The organism is Nostoc sp. CENA543, from assembly GCF_002896875.1.
GTDB lineage: Bacteria > Cyanobacteriota > Cyanobacteriia > Cyanobacteriales > Nostocaceae > Trichormus.
The window spans coordinates 1,319,188-1,336,313 of sequence record NZ_CP023278.1; the positions used below are offsets into that span (position 1 = coordinate 1,319,188).

Below are 17,126 nucleotides of genomic sequence, written 5' to 3' on the forward strand. Positions count from 1 at the left end.
GCCCTATGCCCCATACCCAATACCACTTAGTTCAACTCCCTAAGTTAGTCAAATTCTGACTTCGACAATTTTTTATCTTATAGTCTCAAATCAAATTTTCCTATGCCTATTGGTATTCCCAAAGTTCCGTATCGCCTTCCCGGCGGCAATTATGAGCAATGGATTGATCTCGAAGATCGTCTATTTCGGGAACGCATTATTTTCTTGACAGAAGAAGTAGATGATGGTATTGCTAATGCGATCGTCGCTTACTTACTTTATTTAGATTCTGATGATCAGACAAAGCCAATTTATTTGTATATCAATTCTCCTGGTGGATCTGTAACTGCTGGCTTGGCAATCTATGACACCATGCAGTACATTAAATCCGAAGTGGTGACAATTTGCGTCGGGTTAGCAGCTTCTATGGGTTCTTTCCTCTTAGCGGCTGGTTCAAAAGGTAAACGCTTGGCTTTACCCCACTCCCGAATCATGATTCATCAACCTTCCGGTGGGACTCGTGGACAAGCAACCGATATCCAAATTGAAGCGGCGGAAATTGTCAGAATTCGTCATCAGCTAAACCAAATTTATGCTGACAACACAGGTCAAGCTTTAGCCAAAATTGAAAAAGACATGGATCGGGACTTTTTCATGTCTGCTCAAGAAGCCAAAGAATATGGTCTAATCGATCGCGTAATTGACGAGCGCGTGTAAAATTGGGCAATCGGGAATTGGGAATCAGGACAAGGTAGACAAGTTAGACAAGGTAGATTTTTGTGCCAATGCCCCATTCCCAATGCCCCATTCGCCAAGACATAACAAAATCTGTCAATTATGAACTATAAATTATAAGATTATTCATTATTATTAAAACTTTCAGTTGGCAGCTAGTAGCTGATAGCTGGATATTCACTACTTATGCAGATCAAAATGGATCTCGGAGATTGCTACCGTTTATTGGGTTTAAGGTCGGGGGCCTCTTTTTCCGACATTAAAACCTCTTACCGACGATTGGCGCAGCAATATCACCCAGATATTAATCCTGGTGATAAGAAAGCGAAAGATAAATTTATTGCCTTGACTGAGGCATATAGATATTTATTGACTGTCGTTCCCCCAGAAGAGACACCCATAAAAACACAGCGATCGCCTACCGTGGGGCGCAGCTCATCGTCTAATGTGGGCGCATCATCACCGCCTACTAATCCATCTCCACGCACAGAAGCCAAAACCACTACAACGGAAACAGCCACTACAGCCACCGCTACCACGGAAAAACCACCAACCAGTCAACCGCCGAACATTGCGGAAATCGAACAAAGGCTAAAGTGGAAGACATACGAACAACTACAGCGATTTTTAAGAGAAAGACGATTTCCCCAAGCGATCGCCCTAGCTGAAGCCTTAGCCGCACGTTTACCCAAAGACGCAGAAGTCCGTCAATGGCAAGCGATCGCCTATCAAATTTGGGGACGCGCCCTCATTAATGAAAACCAACTCCTCAAAGCCAGAGTGTATCTCAAAAAAGCCTTGAAAACCGACCCCCACAACAAAGCCTTGTGGGAAGAAGTACAACGCGATTTTCAAAAATTGGAGCAGATATTTTAGTCATTAGTCAATAGTTAATAGTCATTAGTCATTAGTCATTAGTCATTAGTCATTAGTCATTAGTCATTAGTTAATAGTCATTAGTTTTTTCCGTGCTACCTTGTCCCCAGTCCCCAATCCCCAATCCCCAGTCCCCAGTCCCCAATCCCCAATCCCCAATCCCTACCTTTTTGCGTGAATGTAGTCTACAAAGTAAAATTGCGGAATTAGCTTGAATTTTAACCAGGCGTAAACGGTAAGGCTGAATAATCCGCTAATTGCTAGGGGTAAACCTAAATTTAATCTGAGGCTATCGGGAAGAATAGCCGCAATAGCAACGGCAGTGGCAAAATATGCCATGAGAAAGAATTGCGATCGCTTGATATTTTTCAAGGCATTACGGCAACTACTACAATGCTGAGTATGTTGTTTGTAACGGTCTAATACTAGAGAGCGATCGTAATTAATAGTCGAGTCGTCTACAACATTCATACCCACTTCTTGCCAAGGTACTCTTCCCTGACAATACTTATCAAACCACTTGCGAAACTCGATCACTAAACGATCTGCATTTGTGGGCATTCGGTACGCCGTTTTCCAGCTTTCCCGTGATTGTTTTTGCTGGAGAATTTGCTCTTGTTGACATAGCAAAATCATATCTCCATCTAAAACAGGGTTCCGGTTGTAGAGGTGATCCCACCACCGAGGTATTAAACGGTGCAGACTTTTCGCAAAATTACGGCTAAATTGAGCCACAATACGAGATTTACCTGGAGATACAGGAATACAATAAGTAATCAATCCTAGCCGTTTTCCTTCATTACCAAAGCTCATCCCATACTCTAAACGACAAGGTGGCTCAAAGGTAATTGTGCTTTTAAACCCTCTATTCATAAAGGCTTCAATTAATTCGGGTGTAGACTGCAAAATTTCCAGAGGAATAGGTGTTGCTTTGTCGCGATTCCCTTGCACTCCATGATGAGCAAAAGGTACATGACTAGGATCGGCAACATTTTCTACAAGAGTTTGCCAATCATAGGCTAAATCTCGTACAAACGAACTCCAAACAAAGCCTTGACTAGCATCTATTTGCGGCGATAAAGGTAAAGGTGTTTGCTCGGCTAATTCTGGGGAATGAATATCTGGCCAAACCCAAAGTAAATCATTTGCTTGTCGGACTGGCAAGGCTTGCACACAAAAATTATCTTGGTTTTTCACCACAATTTCTGGCTTCTCTGCTTGGGGAATGTGGGTACAAACGCCTTCAGCATCAAATTGCCAACCGTGGTAACTACACATTAAATTTCCTGTTTTGTCGTCAACGCGCCCCTCGCTTAAAGGTGCGAGGCGATGGGGACATTGATCTAAAAATACTCGGTAGGTATCGGAGGATTTAGGCTTCCAGATCACCAAACGCAACCCCAAAATCATCACAGGGGTGGGTATTTGGGGATCTATATCTTCAATAGGTGATACAGGGTACCAATGCTGAAAAAAATTGAATTCTGATGACATTTTTCGCAGAAATTAAACAAATTATGCAAAAGTGCATATAACAACCATTAAAAAGAAACGTTAGCTTTTTTGCTAGTGATCATCAGAAATACCATTGCACATCAACATCTGATCATGAGAAACTTTGTCACCATAGTCTGCATAGTTAACGAAGCTCGTACCGTCAAAACCGGACGATAAGAACTATATGTGCAATTCTGCCATCAGCATTACTGTCAAGTTGTTCGCTGTCTATCAAGAAACTTATGGAGTACCAGAACTAGTGTTAGAGTTTCCCTATGGTACACCTGTGAGTGCTGTGTGCGATCGCCTGATTAGCGAACACCCAGAATTAGCCAAATGGCGCGAAATCACCCGCTTCGGCATTAATTTAATCTTTGTCCAACCAGATACAGTCTTACAAAATGGCGATGAAGTGGTGTTAATTCCACCCGTTAGCGGTGGATAGAGGGTGCAGGGGAAGAAAAACTAATGACTAATGACTATTGACTATTGACTAATGACTATTGACTAATGACTATTGACTAATGACTACTACTTGACTTTGGCACGGAAGCGAACAAAACCATAGGAATTTGTTGGTGTGCCGGCACCAGTGGCTTGGGGTAGATTGGGCAAGTCTGGATTGCGGGTGATATTGACCACTACAGCACCATTAATATTACTACTAGAGCAGAAACTTGGTGTATTGGGGTCATTGGCTGGATAAAAAGTGCCGCGATCGCTATCAGCTGCATTACTTAAAAAGACTGTATTTGAACCTATACTCAAGACAATTCCTTGATCTGCACTAGCTAAACCACCATCATTAGGAGTTTGCTTATTAAAAGCTGTTTGCAGAAAAGTCAGATTATTAGGCACTAAATCACAAAAACGGACATTAGTGGCATTATTTTGACCATTAGAAAGAAAATAGATAGTGTACTCTAATTCATCCCCTGGTTTCACATTCCTAGCATGAATTAAGCCCCGTAAGTAACCACTTGGCCATTTGGTATCATCATCATCAGTATCACGTGGTGAAGCTACATATTGATCATCATCGGGACTAACATCACTGCGTCCATTGACAGTAGTGATGTAATCTTGGTTGTTAATGCGCGTAATCCGTTTGACTAGAATCAGATTAGACGTTGAACTAGAAGTAACAATATTAGCAACATCAGGAGGACTGGTATTATTAGTATTATCACCATCACCACCACCAGATACAGTTGCCATATTAGTCACACTAGTAGCTGCAATATTAACATCAATAGACACATTAATGCTGATATTAGGATAACTGCTACCTGCGGCTAAAACATCGCTACGAGTGCAAGCTACAATTTGTCCTGAAATTGTACAACTCCATCCTGTTCCTGACGCGGCTGTGGGAATAATCCCTGTTGGGAGAGTATCTGTAACTGTGACTTGAGTCGCATTAGTCGCATCACCGCCAGAGTTCGGGACGGTGATCACATAAGTACCTGTACCACCCTTAACAAAATCAGTTGGTGTATGCGTTTTACTAATTGTTAAATCAGGACTGACGATATTAAGAAAATTATTAGCCGCAACACTAGGAAAGAATGTCCATTGATCTAAACCTTTGGTGTCTCCAAATGAACCTGTACAAACTGTATTGGTGTTACCACCAGTAATTTGCCCAAAAGCACGCTGATTGGTGCTAGTATCAAATCCTGTAATTTGATTACTGAATCTAATAGTAGGTGCGCCCACACCGCAAAGAGGATTATTATTATCAATATCAGCTTGTGTTGCTCCTATATGGACGATAGTGCCATTTTTAGTTTTATATACTCGGTCATCATAAAAACCTGTGGTGGGGCCAAAGCCTGGTAAATCAGCAGGATATGAAGCTGGAGCATTGAGTAAAGTGACTGTTGGTCCACCGTAGTAATTATTTTCTGCATCTAATACCGGAAAGTGATATTCCCCAGCATTAATTCTGATAGTAAATTGATAGTTTTTCCCCACAGGAAAGAAATTGCCAGCATTATCTCTACCATCCCAAGTGGTGGTTTGCGTTCCCGATGAGTTCATATAACCCCTAATTACGCGGTTTTTGGGGTTTTTTGGGTCAAAATCTGTGCTACCACTGCCTTTGATCACTATTTCGTATGCACCTGTGACAGTACTATTGAAGCTAAAAGTACCACCATTACCGACTTTACTGTTATTACCAGACAAATTACCCACAAAACTAGCACTACCGACGATGGGAGCAACAGGTGCAGTAGTAATCCCAGTACTCTGGAAAGCACCAAAGCGGTCATAACGATTAATATAAGTCAAAGCGTTAGGATCAAGCAGGTTAAAAAATGTGGGAAATTGCGGACGTGCTAAGGATGCACCACCTTGGATATTAGATACGTTACCGTTAGTACCAACAACGTTACGGTACAAAGTTGAAACACCATCACTATCAAAAAAACCAACCTCGTTACCATACAGAATAAAACCGTTGGGGTCTAAACCTCTAAGTTCTGTTCTATATCTATAACCGTCTGTAGTAACGGGATAAACAGTTGCATAAACTGGCCTGCCATTATTTGCTGTAAATAATGCTAAATAGTAAGAAAATAAACGCCCAGTTGAATCTATTGTAGAACTGGTACTACTCCGAACGGTGACATCCCAAGCAGCCACACCACTGCCTTGAGTAGAGTCAAAATTACCAGCACCAGTTAAACCTATCTCTGCTGTGACACTACCATCACCACTAGCATTAAATCCTGCTGGGCCAAAGATGACAACATCATAAATGCCAGTAGAGGGGGCTTGATAGTAACAAGGCGTATACCCGTTAGTATTACCTGTGCCATCGATGCTTTTCGGACCAGCTAATTCTTGGGTTCTGCTAGTGATCTTTCCTTTTCCAGTTTGAGAAGTGCATTGAAAACTCGGTGAATTAGGAAAAGTTTCACTACCTATCTGACCTTTGACTAATCCAGGGTCGTAAACATAGATATCGCCAGTAGTTGTGACACCCAAAACAGTGCGAGTGACACCCACAGCACTAGAACCTAGTAGGATGTATTCACCTGCTTGAGCATAAACTTTTAATAATGTTCTTCTTGTGATTAAGTTACCTGTCTGTTCTGTCCGCCATTCTAAGTTAGCTCGAGATGCAGTTCCAGGGGAAGAAGCAGGATATAAACTGCGGCTGCCTTCGGCTTGGACGGTTTGGATACTAATACCTAAAATACCTACACAAAGAGCCGCACTGGTAGTAAAAGATTTGATATTTTGTATTTTTTTGCGTTTTTGCTGATTAGTTGGGCTGCGATTCATAATTTTATAGCTTTTAATTGTTAATTGTTGTTGGCTATAACCAAAATAAAAATATAATCTTGGCTTATTATTTTGTTGCTGCTGTTATAGGTTTTTGTAAGCCAAATCCATCGAATAATTCATTCAGTTTTAGCGTCAAACCCAAATAAGCACCACCGGCGGAACGCGTACCTGAAAAATCACGGTCATCGACTTTACCAAACGCATAACCAGCTGCTAGCCGCAAATTAGGACTTAAATAATAACCAGCCTCCACTACAAAACCCGTTTCTGTATAGTTAGATTGCCCAATTACACGCGCCTCACCCACCAAATCCCAGGTATAGCCCAGGCGATAAGTAGCACGCAATTGTCCGAGATTGACCGTAGTTGTACCGACTAAATCATTAGCTAAGTAGGAAGTGCTGTTTCGCAAAGCATACTTACCGTAAAATTCCCATTGCCAATTAGGAGCATAAATAGCCTCTAGTGCAAAGGTATGGTCTTGAGAACCTGTACCACTACCTAATAGAATTGTGTCGGGAATAGTTGCGGGATTTTGTCGATATTCATAACGCAACAAGGCGTTAAATTTATCATTTTTGGGGTCGCGGTAAGCCAAACCCAGTTTTAAGTTGACTGTATCACCCAGTCCTATAAGTTTTTGATTGGCAGAATTGGCTTGTTGATAGCGGAATAAACCTGTGAGTGTAGGAGATATTTTCCCCACGGCGGCGGCGGAAATTACAGTGTTAGAACCACCGGAAGAAGTGCGATATTCATAACGCGCGCTAGCTTGAAAGTCAGGATTATCAGAATATTCCAAGCCGACACTGTAACTATCACCACCATTAAAACCAATGCTAGAAGCACTTTGTCCAAAGGCGAAAGGTTGGGCAAATTGTTGACCTGCGGCGGTACGGTTGAAGAAGCTACCAAAAATGTGTTCATAAGCGAGATTCAGCCGCAAACCACGTGCAATCATCCAACGGTTATTCAGACCTATAGCACCTTGGGTTGTCAGTTCGTTAGCTCCACCGAGAATGGAATAACGTGCTGTTAAGGTTGTATCAGTACCAAGTTTATGTTCGCCGTTGATATTTAAGCTAGTAATTGAGTTACCGGCATTTTGACCACCACTGTAATATTGTTGGGCAAGGCTAATATTCACACCAGGAACAACCGCCCAATTTAGCCCCAAAATAGTTCTGTCTGGATACACGCTATCTTTGTCAGATGATAACGTCATCTCATTTTGGAATTGGAAGGTGAGGTTATGGGTTAAAGGATAGGTCAAACGACTCCGCAACTGCTCGGATGTCGTATTAGCGTTAGTAGTCGCCATTCTATCTTGGCGATCGCGGTGAATCCAATCGACATTTACAGTAGCTTTTCCTAATCTCTGTTGAATACCCGCCAAAATGGTGGTGAGAGAATTATCTACTTGAGTACCTGGTGTAGCTTGCGATTGTGGGGAAAATAATTCTTCAAACGTATCTAGAGGTTGGGGCGCAATACCAAAATTATCTTCGTGGTCATATTGCAGGCGAATATTTGTAGTTGGGGAAACTTTCCCTGTTAACTGTCCACCATAGCGAGTTTGACCAGGAACAAAGCTAACTGTGGCATTATTCGCAAAACCTGTATCAGCGTAGCGATAATAAGCACGGCCTTGTATACCTTTGAAAATCTCCCCTTGGGCTTCTAAACGGTAAGCTTCCCCACTTATATTGCCCATAATATCAGAATCATTGGTGGAATGGGCATATTCGGCAATTAACTTACCTTGCGAACCTAGAGAGATCATCGCATCTGCACCATAAAGTTCAAAGGCGCGGACTCCTTGGTTTTCTCTCAGGTAAGTCGCACCTAACCAACTCTCTTGATTAAGGATGCTGGAAAAGTTATATTGCAAACGACCTGCATAGATATTGCTATCAGAGTTATCACCATCGTATTGATAGCTAACAACAATGCGTCGTACCAAAACTTGTCCATTGCTATCAATATCAGTACGCAAAACAGGTTCGCGGAATAATAAAGTACCGCGATCGTAATCAATTTCATAATCGGGGCCTCTACTTAACTGTTTGCGTTCTAATACCGTACCAGGACGATTCAATTCCTCTAATTCAATGAAGACATTTTCACTACCAGGAACTAAAATCCGTCGGGAAAGGAAATAATAGCCACTAGTTCCGTCTGGTGCAATAGTATCTCGTTGAAAAGCCTGGAGATTATTACCGTAAAAGCCCGTAATTTGGAGATTTCCTAAGTTGTAGTTAGCTTTAAATCCGTGCAGTTGACGAGTTACGGCGGTAAACTGCTGGGAAGAACGAGCAAATTCTTCTGTGTTGTAATCCCCCCACATTGCATAATCGGGAGACACCCCAGGAAGACTACTAGAACGCTCAAAACGTAGATAGAGGCTATCAATCGAAGGGGTAACTGCTTCAACTTTAGAACTATCGCCGTAAACGGGATAATTTTGTTCACTGAATTGATAGTTCCGAAACAGGCGATTATCACAGTTGCAATCTTCGTTGAGAGAACGAGAACTATTGTATGCACCAGTAAACAACCATTCGCCAAAAGTCCCCGTCGCAAAGATAGCCGAGTGAAAATCTAATTGCGTCTTGTTATCCCGATTGGGGGGGATAAAATCCCGAAAACTACTGTAATAGTCTGTGCCTCTTGCACCCAAGCGCAAATCTATCACCCCAGTCACCAAGCTAGGACGCAGTGCTGTTTCAAATTGCAGTTGGGTAAAGGCTTCTAAGTTATTGACTAAAGCACGAATCCTGACAGTTTGGGCTTTGATATCTGAACGTAAAGTGGCAGTAAATTCGCCTTTTTTTACCTCTACCTGAAATCCTGGTTGTTCTGGTTTGAAATCTTCTCCTATTAGCTCTCCTGCTGTGGAAATAATAGTAACAACATTATCTTCATTAGAACGATTCCCATTAATATCTAGCAGTTGCCCTTTAATCGTCGCTGTGGAACGTCCATCAGCAGGGATACGAGCCTCCACAGTCTCGATTGAGAGTTTGCTGGCTGTTCCTCGTACTACTACATTTGTTGTCATCGGTGGTTCAGCACTACCGATAATCTGTGCAGAAATACTATTCTCACCGTCTTTTAAGGGAACGCCATACCATGTCTGCGTGACTAAATTAGTGTCCGCATCGGTTTCTGTACGTCCTATTAAGGAAACATCTACTAGTACGCCATTCACGCGTAATTCTACTTGACTACCTACAGGAAACTGTACTGTCACCGCAGTGGCTGGTATATCGACAACACTGTTAGGGGTGGGAGTGAGAATCTTTACGGTTGGTGGGGATTGGGGATTGGGGACTGGGTTATTTTCGTCTGATTCTGCTGCGATTAACTTACGTAAATTTCGGGGTAAGGGTGTATTTGCTGCGGGCGTAAAGGTGGGAATTTCTTTTGGTGTAGTGGGGGCTGGTTCTGTGAGTTTACTTAAGGCTTGGGGAATTACAACCTCTTTTGATGGTTCAAATGGTGTAATTGCTGTTGGAGAAGACTCTGAACTTTCTGTCTGAGTTATAGACGTTTCGTTCTGTACTTCTGGAACTTCATTAGTAGTTTCAGTAGTTTGACCTAATTTTTCAACCTCTTTATCTTCTATAGAAGAAGGAATATTAAACACTTCTTCATCTGAAGAAGGAGTATTTGAAGAAGGGTTTTCTAACTGTGACTGTTCGATACTTTCAGCATGAGCGATCGCTGGGTACAATACACAGCTAATAGCCCCTACCATCACTCCCATTAACCTCAAATGGAAATTAGTTACAGGTTTCATGGTTTAACTACCTCCTCTGAGATAGGAGTGACTGCAAAATTCATTCTCACTAGTCCGCCTGGTTCTAAGCGCACTAGACGAGATTGGCTGTTACGTTCGCGGAATTTCTTGTTGGGGGCTAATTTGTAGCCAGGAACGCTACTCAGGTCTAATACTCCAGCGTGACTTCCTGGTAAGACATTAGCTACTGAGAATAACCCATTCGGATCTGTAGTTATCCGGTTGCCATCTTGTAGGAAAATTACTGCGTTGGGAACTCCTGGTTCTCCTGGTTGTTGTTCCCCATCAAAGTTTTTGTCTATAAACACTCGCCCAATGATTGTACCGCAGTCAGAAACTATACCTGGACGTATGGTTAATTTATGTGTTGCTGGCCCGTCTTTGATACTAAAACGATTGTCTGCACGTAAAGCATTAACAATCGCACTATTTCTACCTGTACCACGTAGAGAGTCCGTTGTTAATTGAGCAGCGTAGGCAATATTTAATACTTTTTTAACCGGAATATTGGCATCTGTACTTAAGGTTACTGTGTTACCGTTACGGGTAGCGGTAATGGGGACTAACTGACCATCAATTTCTCCCCTGACAGCTTTAGATAAAAAGTTAAATCCTAAAGGTAAGTTATCGGTAACAACAACATTATTTAAAGCTGCGTCTGATAAGTTACGGACTGATAGACGATAAATTACAGTATCTCCTGGTTCAGCCGCCGAGCGATCGCCTGTTTTGACAATCTGCATCTGACTGGCTTGACACATATTAGTCGTAAATTCAAAGGCTAATAGGTCTAGCCCTACAACTTCTGCATTTGGAACTAAAACTACTGTGCTTTCTACTCTAGTTTCCCCAGTCAGACTAATGGGTTGACCATCTAAAGAAGTAGCGACATATCGCACAACATTATCATTTTCTGAACCTGTGCTGTTGAGAATTTCAATTTTAATCCGACGTTGTCGATAGTCCGAATTAGCAGGTGGATTCACTACAAAAATATATATTTTTCCTGGATCTGTTTGACCTTTATTGGGGTCAAGTAAGAAGTTATAGACACCAGCTGGGTCATTTGTAATCGCATAAGGATTGACATTTTGAGTATTTGGTGATTTACCACCAGGAATATTATTATTAGGAAGATCAGGTAGTTCTGTAGGCGTTAGAGCCACTAACTGCCCTAATTCTGTTCCTGTCGGGTCGCTGGGATTAGGTTCATACACACCCACAGAAAAACCTGTGTAGTCTGGTAAAAGCGCACCTGCACAGCCTAAAATTCTTCCCAATGGGTCAACTAAGGGTGTAGAACTTACACCAAGTTGACTACTACTTCCTTGGTATAAAATACTTTTCCCTTGATATTCATATGTATAAGTATAAGTAGCTTGGTTAACAATATTAACTACACGAGTTTCTTGTGCGATCGCTGTTATTGGTGCGGTAGTATGTAAAAAGCCAAGTAAACAAAGTATTGGTGTTAACCGTTTGCCCCAGTTAATGTCTAAGCTTCTCTGTTTTTTAAGAGGACGACTCACTAGATTTATCTCCTCATAAACGCCATAATATTTGTTATTAAATACATTTATTTATAAGTGACAAGATTGTCATTCAAAAGCAGTAAGTTTCAATTAATACTCAATTAGTAATTATGTAGTCAACCGATGTTGTCAAACTGAACATAAAACAACGGCTGACTAATAAATAAATATTGCCCAAAAACTGGGTGAAAACAGTCAGTTAACGTACCTGAGTTTGATAAGTTAGCTTAACTGTAGTTTTTGCTGCTACGGAGGGAAGTTGCACTCGAATGTGAGTGTAAGCAGTTGCGGGTGCAGGTTTGGTTTCAACTTTGCCGTCAGCGAGAGTCACTTTAATTGTGGGGTTGTCTACAAAGCTAAGTCCACTATCTATGCTGTAAGTGATTTTGGCATCTTCTCTGAGAGTTTTGGCAGAGTTCTGCACATACACCATACCTCTGGGGATGGGTTGATTGAGAGTTAGATTTTTGATTGGGCGATCGCTTCTATTTTCCCCACTCAATGTATACTTAAGCACATCTCCTGGCATGACTTTAATTGCTCCCGTTAAAGCCTGCCAAGATACTTTTTGCTTACCCTGTTGATCCTTAGTTACCACTTGCTTTTCTGCTGCCAAAACTAACTGTAAAGCCTGCTGAACTTGAGGATTTTGAGCAACAGCACTACTCAAGTGCCAGCTATGCGCTGAAGAAACAAAAGGTACTGTAACAACAATTAAAGCTGCTCCCATTCCCGCAGCCAAAAAATGCTTCATTTTTATCACCTCATAAGAATTGACACTACCAAATACAAGACGAAGGAAACAAGTGAATAGAGTTAAGAATGATACATCTAACTTGATGCAATACATCTTATACACCTTGCACTTGTTCCTTAGTTCTTAATTAGTTCACTTTCCGTTGGAAGCTAAAGGTTCTAGTCACACCTGGTGTTACTTTTCCAGTTACAGTATTTACATACTTAGTCACATCAGTAGTTGCAGTAGTACCAGTTTGATCACTACCTGGAGTGTTGCTGCCATTATAGAAGATGATAGTTGCTGCCCCAGAATCTTTAGCTGAACCAATAATATTGCTCGTGTCAATTTGCAAGTTATTATCGTTGTCTAAAGCCCAGTTATTGCCTCCTGTGGTTCCGTCTTCAGTAATCACTACTTTATCGGCTTCTAAAATCACATTTCCTGTCCCAGATTGTGGTTCAGAAATGTTCTTGTATTCAATGACGTACTGAATAATATTGCCAGGAGCCGGTTTCTTAGGATCAGTGCTTAATGTGCCATCACTTCCCTGAACATCTGGTCCAGTACCTTTTAAGATTTGTGACTTCTTCAATAGTTGTAAGAAGCCAGTGTAAACGCGATTAATAGTAATGTTGCGGATTGGGTTGCTGGAAGCATCTAATCTGGGATTATTACTGGCATCAACTAATGTAGCAGTGACTCTAACGGGGAAACCACGTTGAATGTTTGTATCAGTTGATAGGGGAGTTCCTGGTGGTAAATCCACTTCCACACCGTAGGTAGCATTAGCACCAGCAGGCACAGCAGTAATTTTCACCGGAGTACCAGATGTCAGAGTAAATGTACCGCCGCTATAGTTATAAACCGCGCTTTGATTTTGATAACTTACAGTCACTTTTGTATTATCTGGTAAATCCGTAGGATTACTAGGTGCTGTTGGGGTTACGACTATATCACTAGGCAGAGTTCCATTATTCCTAATTGTGTTGGTAAAACCAACGGATTGAGGATCTAAGGAACTACCAGGTGATGTGTTAGGAGGTACAAAGGAAGACTTGTTAGTGAAGTCAGTAGCTGTTGTTCCATCTGGCCCGGTAGCATCTGGCGCACCCTGTGGACCGTTCAACACTGAGTAGGGTGAAGGGGTAGAAATGGTGAATTGGTTGAGTGCGCCTGTTGTAGATGCCGTAGCTTGGTTATTATTGGCCGTATCTATGGGATTTGTGCCAGCATTGGGATAGTAACCAATATCTGGGGTAGAAGTAATAGTTTTAGTAGTAGAGTTGTAGTTACTGGGGTTTTGGTCACCTGAACTGTCAACAATCAGGGGGCTGTTGGGGTCTCCAGCTGTTCTACCAAATGCTTGAGCAACGTTATTGATGGTAGCTGTTTGGCCTGAGATATTAGTAGTCTTGATTTGTACGTTAAAGCCGGTGACAGTTGTTCCCGTCGCAATGGAAGTGATAATGCTCGGATCATTAATGAAACCGATGCGCTTAATTGTATTCAGTGGTGGAGGATTAAGTGGAGAAAGAGTTTGCCAACTTGCTTGAGTCGCTAGTATGGGGCTAATTGCGGGATCATTAGTAGAGTAAACGACTCTCCATCCTGGAGGTGGTGTTGGTATAGCATTCAGAGTAGTGTTAGCTGGTAGGGCATCAGATACTAAGATCCTTGTCGTTGGGTTGCCATCTACAATAATGCTAGTACCTGCCAAAGCTGCTGGTATATAGCCATTCTGTGTTACGTCACTGCTCTCCACCCGCAAACTCAAGCCATATGTTAATACATCGTCACTCAGAGTTGAGGTGCTACCTGCATCGTAACCTGTGCGAACTTTGAGGACTGTAGCTAGAGCCACTGTGTTAGTGGTACCACCAATCGTCGCCTTTTGGGTGATACTAGCTTCACGTACTCCATTCACTGGTGCACCAGGGACTTCACCAGTCACGGTGCCATCAGCATTATCCACAGTATAAACGTCACCACCATCAGCTACTCTTAGTACGTTTTGAGCATCGCCTTGGGTGTTACCGAGAGTAATGCTAACTACATCACCGTTTTGTGCCGCACCAGCTATGGTTACTGGCACGCGGACTAATACTGTTCCACCGACGGGAACGGAAGGGGAATCAATACCACCAGCATTTACGTTTGTCCAAGTTGCACCACCATCGGTACTGTATTGCAGTTGTCCACTGGCTGGTGGCTGACCATTTTTATCGTTAGGTAAAATACCAGCAACTGTGCCTGGCCCGTTGGATGTAGCTTGGTTAGGAATACGGAATTTAGTCGGGTCGTTACCAATGTTAGTAATAGTATAAGTATAAACTAAGACATTTCCAGGCGCGACTTGGCTACCAGGGCTAGTTTGATTGGTAATCCCAGAAGCGGTAACAGTGATACCAGCCACTTCTGCTACAGTGACGGTGACTGTGTTGGATGTGCTGTTTATCGGTGTGTTGGGATTATTAGGGTCTTCGTAGGTGGCTGTTGCGGTGTTACTGATAGATTGACCACCCGCAGTTCCTTCAGCCAATACAGGTGCAACAAATGGAAAGATGCCATTAATGAGGAATGAAGCGGCGATGAATGCACGGTACATTCCATAATTTTTAGTCTTTTTAATTCTAGAGAGAGATTTCATTGGGTGTAATTTCTTGGTATGGTCTAGTTAATTAGTGGAAAACTCAGCGAAAATTAGGCACAGAATAGAACTTGACTAACTTCACGTTGAGTCAAGGGTGGAGAAAATGAATTACACGTAGTGAACGCTGCCTGGAAGACGTTCCTCGTTAAATGACTTCAAAATAATAAAAATCACTTAAAAGTTACTAGTCTGGATATTGACACAGGTGCTTTACCTACTATGTTTGTATATAGTTGGTAGTTTTTGATCTACCTTTAGCAGCTTTAATTAGGACAAGAGAGAGAAACTGAATTTCGAGTCCTGCTCAGAAATCCTTTTTTGATGGGATTTCTGCATCCTGCTAGAGTTCGATTTATTGGATATAGCGTTGACTGATTGACACAAAGGGATATCGTAATAATTACAACATTAGATCGAGCGTATCTAATTGAAAAACAGTTGAAACACTAGTATTTAAAAACTTTAGGCTCAAAATAACTGCGTCTTATCACTTAGGCAAAAAATACTAAATGTTGTGATTATGACCGTAGTATTTTATTGGCTTCAGTAATCTTGTGGTTAATGCTCATCGAGAATAATTTTGGATGGCAAGTTTTTTGATGGGTAAATATATCCGATAAAAATAGTCGGGTATGTTTGACTGGTATTTTTACTCGTGATAGTATGCAGCCACAGTTGACGGATAGACAGGGAAAGATAGTTACTATGACACAGGCAATATCCACACCAAATCAAACTTCCAACGCCGCTTTCAGTGCTTTGAAATGTAAAGAATGTGGCGCGGAATATGAACTCAAAGCCATTCATGTATGTGAGTTCTGTTTTGGCCCGTTGGAAGTTAAGTATGATTACAATGCTCTGCGTCTGTCTGTAACCCGCGAAAAAATTCAAGCCGGCCCGAATTCTATTTGGCGTTATCGTCCTTTTCTCCCTGTCGCAACTGAGAATGTCATTGATGTGGGAACAGGTATGACTCCCCTGGTACGTTCCCATCGTTTAGCACGCCGCCTGGGTCTAAATAAACTATATATAAAGAACGATGCAGTAAATATGCCCACCTTGAGCTTTAAGGATCGAGTGGTGTCCGTTGCTCTTTCCCGCGCGAGAGAATTGGGTTTTACTACTGTGTCTTGTGCTAGTACCGGTAACTTGGCTAACTCCACAGCTGCGATCGCAGCCCATGCCGGTTTAGACTGTTGTGTATTCATCCCCGCAGATTTAGAAGCTGGTAAAGTTTTGGGTAGCTTAATCTACAGTCCTACCCTCATGGCTGTGAAAGGTAACTACGATCAAGTCAATCGTCTCTGCTCAGAAGTCGCAAATACACATGGATGGGGATTTGTCAATATTAACTTGCGTCCCTACTATTCGGAAGGTTCTAAGACTTTGGGTTATGAAGTTGCAGAACAATTAGGCTGGGAATTACCGGATCACGTAGTTGCACCCTTAGCTTCTGGTTCACTATTTACAAAAATTTATAAAGGCTTCCAAGAATTTGTGGAAGTGGGTTTAGTAGAAGGGAAGTCAGTGCGGTTTAGTGGCGCGCAAGCTGAAGGTTGTTCACCCATCGCGCAAGCCTTTAAAGAAGACCGCGACTTTATTAAACCAGTGAAACCCAATACAATTGCTAAATCAATTGCGATCGGCAACCCAGCAGATGGTGTGTATGCTGTCGATATTGCCAAAAAGACTGGCGGTAATATTGAATCTGTTACAGATGCCGAAATTATTGAAGGCATCAAGTTGTTGGCAGAAACTGAAGGCATTTTCACTGAAACAGCAGGCGGAACAACTGTGGCTGTGCTGAAAAAATTAGTGGAATCTGGCAAGATTGATCCAGATGAAACTACTGTGGTTTACATCACTGGCAATGGTTTAAAAACCCAAGAAGCTGTACAAGGCTATATTGGCGAACCGTTGACAATTGATGCTAAACTCGATAGCTTTGAACGTGCTTTAGAGCGTTCTCGGACTTTAGACCGCTTGGAATGGCAGCAAGTTCTGGTTTAATCAGTGCTG

10 protein-coding genes are annotated in these 17,126 nt (G+C 42.1%); 4 read left to right on the plus strand and 6 right to left on the minus strand.

Features of this window, described 5'->3' with window-relative positions:
- Positions 1-102: 102 nt before the first annotated feature.
- Positions 103-696: an ATP-dependent Clp protease proteolytic subunit gene (locus CLI64_RS05510; protein WP_103136278.1), complete on the plus strand. Its 594-nt coding sequence runs from the start codon at positions 103-105 to the stop codon at positions 694-696.
- A gap of 216 nt (positions 697-912) precedes the next feature.
- Positions 913-1,590, plus strand: a complete 678-nt coding sequence (locus CLI64_RS05515) for a J domain-containing protein (RefSeq protein ID WP_103140605.1) — start codon at positions 913-915, stop codon at positions 1,588-1,590.
- Between the two features lie 162 nt (positions 1,591-1,752).
- Here the strand turns inward: CLI64_RS05515 and CLI64_RS05520 are convergent, their stop codons facing one another.
- Positions 1,753-3,084: a Rieske 2Fe-2S domain-containing protein gene (locus tag CLI64_RS05520; protein ID WP_103136279.1), complete on the minus strand. Its 1,332-nt coding sequence runs from the start codon at positions 3,082-3,084 to the stop codon at positions 1,753-1,755.
- Positions 3,085-3,271: 187 nt separating this feature from the next.
- Here CLI64_RS05520 and CLI64_RS05525 point away from each other — a divergent pair, with 187 nt between their 5' ends.
- Entirely contained in the window at positions 3,272-3,532 is a 261-nt protein-coding gene (locus tag CLI64_RS05525) for a MoaD/ThiS family protein (RefSeq protein WP_103136280.1), read from the plus strand.
- An 86-nt stretch (positions 3,533-3,618) separates the two neighbouring features.
- Here CLI64_RS05525 and CLI64_RS05530 read toward each other — a convergent pair whose 3' ends face one another.
- The 5 genes from CLI64_RS05530 to CLI64_RS05550 form a co-directional block, all read right to left on the minus strand.
- Positions 3,619-6,381, minus strand: a complete 2,763-nt coding sequence (locus CLI64_RS05530) for a DUF11 domain-containing protein (RefSeq protein ID WP_103136281.1) — start codon at positions 6,379-6,381, stop codon at positions 3,619-3,621.
- 67 nt (positions 6,382-6,448) lie between these two features.
- A complete protein-coding gene (locus CLI64_RS05535; RefSeq protein WP_103136282.1) occupies positions 6,449-10,186 on the minus strand; it encodes a hypothetical protein in 3,738 nt (1,245 codons plus the stop codon).
- Positions 10,183-11,724: a DUF11 domain-containing protein gene (locus tag CLI64_RS05540; RefSeq protein ID WP_192881730.1), complete on the minus strand. Its 1,542-nt coding sequence runs from the start codon at positions 11,722-11,724 to the stop codon at positions 10,183-10,185. Before CLI64_RS05540 ends, CLI64_RS05535 begins: the two co-directional genes overlap by 4 nt.
- A gap of 193 nt (positions 11,725-11,917) precedes the next feature.
- The gene (locus tag CLI64_RS05545) at positions 11,918-12,472 is read right to left on the minus strand and encodes a DUF11 domain-containing protein (RefSeq protein ID WP_103136284.1); all 555 of its coding nucleotides are present in this window, start codon (positions 12,470-12,472) and stop codon (positions 11,918-11,920) included.
- 130 nt (positions 12,473-12,602) lie between these two features.
- Positions 12,603-15,062 (minus strand): hypothetical protein, encoded by a 2,460-nt coding sequence (locus tag CLI64_RS05550; protein WP_225977514.1) that lies wholly within the window; start codon positions 15,060-15,062, stop codon positions 12,603-12,605.
- Positions 15,063-15,812: 750 nt separating this feature from the next.
- Here CLI64_RS05550 and thrC point away from each other — a divergent pair.
- Positions 15,813-17,117, plus strand: a complete 1,305-nt coding sequence (gene thrC / locus CLI64_RS05555) for a threonine synthase (protein WP_103136286.1) — start codon at positions 15,813-15,815, stop codon at positions 17,115-17,117.
- Positions 17,118-17,126 lie beyond the last annotated feature (9 nt).

Coding starts and splice junctions, on each gene's coding strand:
- CLI64_RS05510 (WP_103136278.1), top strand. CDS start 103: ATGCCTATTGGTATTCCCAAAGTTCCGTATCGCCTTCCCGGCGGCAAT.
- CLI64_RS05515 (WP_103140605.1), top strand. CDS start 913: ATGGATCTCGGAGATTGCTACCGTTTATTGGGTTTAAGGTCGGGGGCC.
- CLI64_RS05520 (WP_103136279.1), bottom strand. CDS start 3,084: ATGTCATCAGAATTCAATTTTTTTCAGCATTGGTACCCTGTATCACCT.
- CLI64_RS05525 (WP_103136280.1), top strand. CDS start 3,272: ATGTGCAATTCTGCCATCAGCATTACTGTCAAGTTGTTCGCTGTCTAT.
- CLI64_RS05530 (WP_103136281.1), bottom strand. CDS start 6,381: ATGAATCGCAGCCCAACTAATCAGCAAAAACGCAAAAAAATACAAAAT.
- CLI64_RS05535 (WP_103136282.1), bottom strand. CDS start 10,186: ATGAAACCTGTAACTAATTTCCATTTGAGGTTAATGGGAGTGATGGTA.
- CLI64_RS05545 (WP_103136284.1), bottom strand. CDS start 12,472: ATGAAGCATTTTTTGGCTGCGGGAATGGGAGCAGCTTTAATTGTTGTT.
- CLI64_RS05550 (WP_225977514.1), bottom strand. CDS start 15,062: ATGTACCGTGCATTCATCGCCGCTTCATTCCTCATTAATGGCATCTTT.
- thrC (WP_103136286.1), top strand. CDS start 15,813: ATGACACAGGCAATATCCACACCAAATCAAACTTCCAACGCCGCTTTC.